A 6,901-nucleotide genomic window follows, 5' to 3' on the forward strand; every position below is an offset into this window, starting at 1 on the left:
GCCTGCTCGCGATAGCTAAATGTCGGTCGACGACGATGTTGGCCGTGAAATTGTCATCGCGAGCAAGCTCACTCCCACAGGTTTCGTGTGATTTTTCGGCGATTCACACACCGGAAAAAAATATCAACAGTGAGTCTTGAAAAAGCTCTACAGCAACGCCCCGTCTTATAGCCAAAATCCCTACCAGCCTCTCTTCTCGCCGCCAACGTCGCCTATATTGACGCCATCGTACTTTTCCAGAACTTGGCACACAAAAGCGTCGAACGTGCAGGTATTTTTAACACTTGAAAATTATCGGGGAACATCTGCCCGTCATCTCGGTCGGCTACAAAGAGTGATGTCCGTAACGCACGTCAGAAGAGTGCAAAAACGCGACATTTTTAGTTGATCTCAGGCCCCTCACGCCCTAAAGTTCGCGCCGAACGTCCATGCTGGAAACGATCCATCCGGCTCAAGTACTGACGACGAGACAGCAAGGCCAAGGGCTGCGACCCATGGCCTTTTTGCTTTCGGCGACATGCCTTGGGAAGTAGGCGAACCAAAGTGGGGATACGGAGGACGTTCATTTGCACCCATTGTTTTTTCGAGTTTGCCCATAGGAGCTCCCAAGTATGTCGATCCAGGTCGAAGACTATTTCGCGCGCGAAACCTTTCAGAAAATGAAGGCGTTCGCCGACAAGCAGGAAACCCCGTTCGTGGTGATCGACACCGCGATGATTGCCCAGGCCTATGACGACCTGCGCGCCGGTTTCGAATTCGCCAAGGTCTACTACGCGGTCAAGGCCAACCCGGCTGTCGAGATCATCGACCTGCTCAAAGAGAAAGGCTCGAGCTTCGACATCGCCTCGATCTACGAGTTGGACAAAGTGCTGAGCCGTGGCGTCAGCGCCGACCACATCAGCTACGGCAACACCATCAAGAAATCCAAGGACATTCGCTACTTCTACGAGAAGGGCGTGCGTCTGTTCGCCACCGACTCCGAAGCCGACCTGCGCAACATCGCCAAGGCGGCACCGGGTTCAAAAGTCTACGTACGCATCCTGACCGAAGGCTCGACCACTGCCGACTGGCCACTGTCGCGCAAATTCGGCTGCCAGACCGACATGGCCATGGACCTGCTGATCCTCGCCCGCGACCTGGGCCTGGTGCCTTATGGCATTTCGTTCCACGTCGGCTCGCAGCAGCGCGACATCAGCGTCTGGGACGCGGCCATCGCCAAGGTCAAAGTGATCTTCGAACGCCTGAAGGAAGAAGACGGCATTCACCTGAAGCTGATCAACATGGGCGGCGGCTTCCCGGCCAACTACATCACCCGCACCAACAGCCTGGAAACCTACGCCGAGGAAATCATCCGCTTCCTGAAAGAAGACTTCGGTGATGACCTGCCGGAAATCATCCTGGAACCGGGCCGTTCGTTGATCGCCAACGCCGGCATCCTGGTCAGTGAAGTAGTACTGGTCGCGCGTAAATCCCGTACCGCGGTAGAGCGTTGGGTGTACACGGATGTGGGCAAGTTCTCCGGCCTGATCGAAACCATGGACGAAGCCATCAAGTTCCCGATCTGGACCGAGAAAAAGGGCGAGATGGAAGAAGTGGTCATCGCCGGCCCGACCTGCGACAGCGCCGACATCATGTACGAAAACTACAAGTACGGCCTGCCACTGAACCTGGCCATCGGTGATCGCCTGTACTGGCTGTCGACCGGTGCGTATACCACCAGCTACAGCGCTGTCGAGTTCAATGGCTTCCCGCCGCTGAAGTCGTTCTACGTGTAACCCCACCCTGTAGGAGCAGCCGGTCGACGCTCGATTGCTCGCGATGAACCTGAGGATAACGCGCACATCCTGTATGAACGCGTCATCGTTAACGACCATCGCGAGCAAGCTCGCTCCTACAAGGTTTCGAGCTGTTTGGTACGTTGTTTGTAATCCACAGCCATCGCCTGAATCTGTGGATCATTGGCGGCTGACAATGCCTTATAAGCCACTCGCAGAAAATTCAGGTTGCCACCGGCCAACGCCTTGCGCAGCCAGACCAACGCATCCTCGATATTCCCCTCGTCGGTCAAGACCGCTGCAAAGCTGAACTGCCCGCGAAAATCCCCGCTCTCGGCCGAACGTCGATACCAGTTACGAGCCGCCGCCGGATCCGCGGGACAGACCCGCCCTTCTTCCAGGTACCGCCCCAGCAGATTCATCGATTTTGCATGGCCCAACTCAGCCGCACGGCGATAGAGACTCAGTGCCTGAAGCTGATCCTCAACCACCCCGCGCCCGGTCGCCAGCAGATTGGCGTAGTTGTACATCGCCCAATCCAGCCCTGCAGTGGCGGCAATTCGGTAATGCCTGGCCGCTAGCGATGCATCGGCAGCACAGCCCCAACCATGCTCATGACAACGGCCGAGCATGTTGCGCGCCATGAGGTGCCCCTGGTGCGCTGCGATGCCGAACCAGCGCAGCGCCAGCGACCGGTCCTGCGCGATCCCCTGCCCGTCCAGCAGGATCTGCCCGAGCAAGGCCTGGGCCTCGACCTCTCCTTCACGTGCGGCGATCAGGATGGCCTGTGCCGCACGGGCCGGGCTTTCGTCGAGCATCGCGCGCAGGCGCTCACCATCGAGCACTTCCTCGCGGCGTAAACGAAAGTCCGCCACTTATACCTCGACCCAGCGACGCAACAGGTTGTGATAAGTGCCGGTCAGGCGGATCAGCGACGGATGATCCGGCATGTCGCGGGTCAGTTGCTGGATGGCCCCGTCCATCTCGAACAACAGGGCGCGCTGGCTGTCTTCGCGCACCAGGCTTTGGGTCCAGAAAAACGAGGCGAGTCGCGTTCCGCGTGTCACCGCGTTGACCTTGTGCAGGCTGGTGCCGGGGTACAGCACCATGTCGCCGGCAGGCAGCTTCACTCGCTGGGTGCCGAAGGTGTCCTGGATTTCCAGCTCGCCGCCGTCGTAATCCTCGGGCTCGCTGAAGAACAGCGTGGCGGACAAATCCGTGCGCACCCGCTCAATGCTGCCTTTGGGCTGACGCACCGCGTTGTCGATATGGAAGTCGAAACTGCCACCGGCGGTGTAACAGTTCACCAACGGAGGAAAGACTTTGTGCGGCAGTGCAGCCGACATGAACAGCGGGTTTTTCCACAGCCGCTCCAGCATCGCTGCGCCGATCTCCTTGGCCAGCGGATGCCCTTCGGGCAGCTGCAAGTTGTGCTTGGCCTTGGCCGACTGGTAGCCGGCAGTGATCTTGCCATCAGCCCAATCGGCTTGTTCCAGAGCTTCGCGGATGCGCTGCACCTCGTCTTTTTCGAACAGGCCGGGAATGTGCAGCAGCATGGCAAAGGCACCTGAAAACAAAGGGGCGCCAATGGTATTGATTCTTATTGCCCTTGTAAAACACATCTGACGAATGAGTCAGCAAAAACCGTAAGGTTAAATTGTAAAGAATGTAAATTCAGTGCGAATAGTAATGTTTCGCAATTGTTACGAATACTTGTTTACCCTATATTCCGCGACCTCAAATCCTTGGGGAGGGGAATCCAGATGTCACGTCAACAACCACAAGTACCGGTCAGTTCACCACGTTTGCTCGCATCGGCCATCGGCATGGCGATTACCGCCGGCTCCGCGGGCCACATGGTTTTCGCGGCGGAAAAAAGCGCCGAAAAAACACCGGACAATGTGATTTCTCTGGGCGCCACCGCCATCACCGGCCAAGCCCATGACGAGACAACCTACAACGTCGAGAAAGCCTCCTCGCCCAAGTACACCGCACCGCTGATCGACACACCGCGCTCGGTGACCGTAGTTCCGCAACAAGTCTTGAAAGACACCGGCTCGCTCAACTTGCAGGATGCGCTGCGCACCGTTCCAGGCATCACCTTCGGCGCCGGTGAAGGCGGCAACCCGCAGGGCGACCGCCCGTTCATCCGCGGCTTCGACGCCCAGGGCGACACCTACCTGGACGGCGTGCGCGATACCGGTTCCCAGAGCCGCGAGATCTTCGCCGTTGAATCGATCGAAGTCAGCAAAGGCCCGAACTCCGCGATCGGCGGCCGTGGCGCTGCTGGCGGCAGCATCAACCTGGTCAGCAAGAAAGCACACCTTGGCAACTCGCTCGACGGTGGCTTCACCTGGGGCTCCGACCAGACCCAGCGCTACACCTTCGACGGCAACTACCAGTTCACCGACACCGCCGCTGGCCGTCTGAACCTGTTGAGCCACGAGAGCAACGTCGCCGGGCGTGACAGTGTCAACTACGACCGTTGGGGTGTTGCACCGTCCCTGGCCTTCGGCCTCGGCACCGACACCCGCGTCAACCTCGACTACTACCATCTCGAAAGCAACGACCTGCCGGACTCGGGTATTCCGTACAGCATCCCGGCCGCAGGCTCGGCTGCCCGTACCAAGGCCAATCCCGACAAGCCGAATGACGGCGGCGACAGCAGCAACTTCTATGGCCTGGACAACCGCGACTTCCGCAAGACCCGCACCGACACGGCGACCTTCGCCATCGAGCACGACCTGAGCGACTCGCTGACCATCAAGAACACCCTGCGTCACGGTACCAGCATGCAGGATTACATCCTGACCCAGCCGGACGACAGTAAAGGCAACGTCAACAACGGCAGCGTCTGGCGCCGCGCGAACACCCGCGTGAGCAATACCGAGACCACCACCAACCAGACCGACCTGTTTGGTGATGTCTACATCGCCGGGTTCAAGAACAGCTTCTCCACCGGTGTCGAATACACCCACGAGGAAGGCGAAAAGTCCTCGTACAACGTCAACACGGACACTACTCCGGGAACGGCAGCGGTGACCACCAACTGCTCGCCGGCACTGATCGGCGCGCCAAGCGGCTATAACTGCACCTCGCTGTCCAACCCGAATCCGAATGATCCGTGGAGCGGCGCCATCTCGCGCAACTATGCCGGTACCGACACCAAGGCCAACACCTATGCGCTGTATGTGTTCGACACCCTGGAGTTGTCCGAGCAGTGGCTGGTGAACATGGGCCTGCGTTACGACCATTTCGATACCGAATACAAAACCTTCAACGGTTCCAGCGTGACCACGTCCAAGGGCGATGACACCAGCGAATTCGTCACCGGTCAGTTCGGCGTGGTGTACAAACCAGCGGAAAACGGCAGCATCTATGCCTCCTACGCGACGTCTGCCACTCCGCCGGGCAACACCTTGGGCGAAGGTTCGGAAGGCAACCCGTTGGGTGGCACGCCGGATCGCAACGGCAACCTGCTCAAAAGCGACATGGAGCCGGAAACCACCAAGAACTACGAAATCGGTACCAAGTGGGATCTGCTGAACGATCGTTTGTCCCTGACCGCCGACATCTTCCGCACCGAGAAAGAAAACGCTCGTGTGCAAACCAACACCACCACCTTTGAAAACGTCGGTAAAACCCGCGTTCAAGGTATCGAACTGTCGGCCAGCGGCAAACTCACCGACAAATGGCAAGTGTTCGCCGGTTACGCCTACATGGACAGCGAGCAAATCGATGGTGGCGACCTGCCGGCAAACAAGATCAACAACGGCAACCAACTGCCTAACACGCCGAAAAACAGCGCCAGCCTGTGGACGACCTATCAGGTCACGCCGAAGCTGACCATCGGTGGCGGTGCGTTCTATGTCGATGACGTGTTCGGCAACGTCGCCAACACCACCATGGTTGATTCCTACGTTCGTTACGACGCGATGGCGGCCTACAAGCTGAGCAAGAACGTCGACCTGCAACTGAACGTGCAGAACCTGACCGACGAAACCTACTACGACAAGGCGTTCTCGACTCACTTCGCCAACCAGGCGGCCGGTCGTACCGCATTGCTGAGCACCAACTTCCACTTCTGATGGAAACGTGACCAACAACCTTCTGTAGGAGCGAGCTTGCTCGCGAGAAACTCGAGAACGGCGCGGTGAATCAGGTTTACCGCGTCATCGTTGACGACCATCGCGAGCGAGCTCGCTCCTACATTGTTGGCATTGGGCCCGGCCTCGTTCATTCACATGAACGGGGCCTTTGTGCGTAAAAAAGAATGCTTCTCGACAACCCCACGGCATAATGCGCGCCGTGATGAATCAATTTGAACGAACAAGGCGAGCGACGTGTTGAAGAAAACCCTGTTCCAGTTGCACTGGTTTTTCGGCATCAGCGCCGGGCTCGTCCTGGCCCTGATGGGCATCACCGGGGCGACTGTGTCGTTCCAGGATGAAATCCTGAACGCACTCAACCCGTCCGTGTTGCAGGTCGAAAAACAGCTCGCCGGTGTGCTGCCGCCTGCCGAACTGGTGGAGCGAATCGAAACCGCGTCGGGCAAAAAAGTCTCGATGCTCACCGTGGAAACCGACAGCGGCAACGCCGCCACAGTGTGGTTCACCCCGCCACCGGGTGAACGCCGTGGCGAGATGCGCTACTTCGATCCGTACACGGGAGAGTTCCTGGGCGACGCCACCGGTCAGGACTTCTTCGGCCTGATGCTGCAACTGCACCGTTTCCTCGCCATGGGCGACACGGGTCGGCAGATCACCGGTGCATGCACGCTGATCCTGGTGTTCTTCTGCCTGTCCGGCCTGTACCTGCGCTGGCCTCGCCAGTGGAAAAGCTGGCGCGCCTGGCTGACCCTGGACTGGAAGAAAAAGGGCCGCAGCTTCAACTGGGACCTGCATTCGGTGGCCGGTACCTGGTGCCTGGTGTTTTACCTCCTGGCGGCGCTGACCGGGCTGTCCTGGTCCTACGAGTGGTACAACAAGGGCCTGACCCGGTTGCTCTCCGATGCACCGCAGAACGAGCGCGTGCGTGGCGGACGTGGCCCGGCGGCCGGGCGGGGGGGGGCCCCCCCCCCCGGACCGGGCCCGGGGGGGGCGGCGGGAAACCCCGCCCGCCCCCCC

General features: G+C 59.2%; 5 protein-coding genes. 3 read left to right on the forward strand and 2 right to left on the reverse strand.

Annotated elements, in window-relative coordinates; genetic code table 11:
• The first annotated feature begins 611 nt into the window (after positions 1 to 611).
• Positions 612 to 1,775 carry a type III PLP-dependent enzyme gene (locus ACCD00_RS19300; protein ID WP_007973066.1) on the forward strand — a complete coding sequence of 388 codons (1,164 nt, stop codon included), beginning with the start codon at positions 612 to 614 and terminating at the stop codon, positions 1,773 to 1,775.
• A gap of 116 nt (positions 1,776 to 1,891) precedes the next feature.
• On the opposite strand, the gene ACCD00_RS19305 is transcribed toward ACCD00_RS19300, so the two are convergent.
• On the reverse strand, positions 1,892 to 2,593 hold the full coding sequence (locus tag ACCD00_RS19305; protein ID WP_413426933.1) for a tetratricopeptide repeat protein: 702 nt from the start codon (positions 2,591 to 2,593) through the stop codon (positions 1,892 to 1,894).
• A 57-nt stretch (positions 2,594 to 2,650) separates the two neighbouring features.
• The gene (locus ACCD00_RS19310; protein WP_413426921.1) at positions 2,651 to 3,331 is read right to left on the reverse strand and encodes a Fe2+-dependent dioxygenase; all 681 of its coding nucleotides are present in this window, start codon (positions 3,329 to 3,331) and stop codon (positions 2,651 to 2,653) included.
• Positions 3,332 to 3,538: 207 nt separating this feature from the next.
• Between ACCD00_RS19310 and ACCD00_RS19315 the strand changes: the two genes are divergently transcribed.
• Both ACCD00_RS19315 and ACCD00_RS19320 read left to right on the forward strand, forming a co-directional pair.
• Entirely contained in the window at positions 3,539 to 5,863 is a 2,325-nt protein-coding gene (locus ACCD00_RS19315) for a TonB-dependent receptor (protein WP_413426923.1), read from the forward strand.
• A gap of 255 nt (positions 5,864 to 6,118) precedes the next feature.
• Positions 6,119 to 6,901 (forward strand): PepSY-associated TM helix domain-containing protein (locus ACCD00_RS19320; RefSeq protein WP_413426925.1); only part of this gene is annotated, 783 nt, incomplete at its 3' end.

It is taken from the genome of Pseudomonas sp. Pseusp3 (assembly GCF_047304225.1).
GTDB classification, from domain to species: domain Bacteria; phylum Pseudomonadota; class Gammaproteobacteria; order Pseudomonadales; family Pseudomonadaceae; genus Aquipseudomonas; species Aquipseudomonas fluorescens_CD.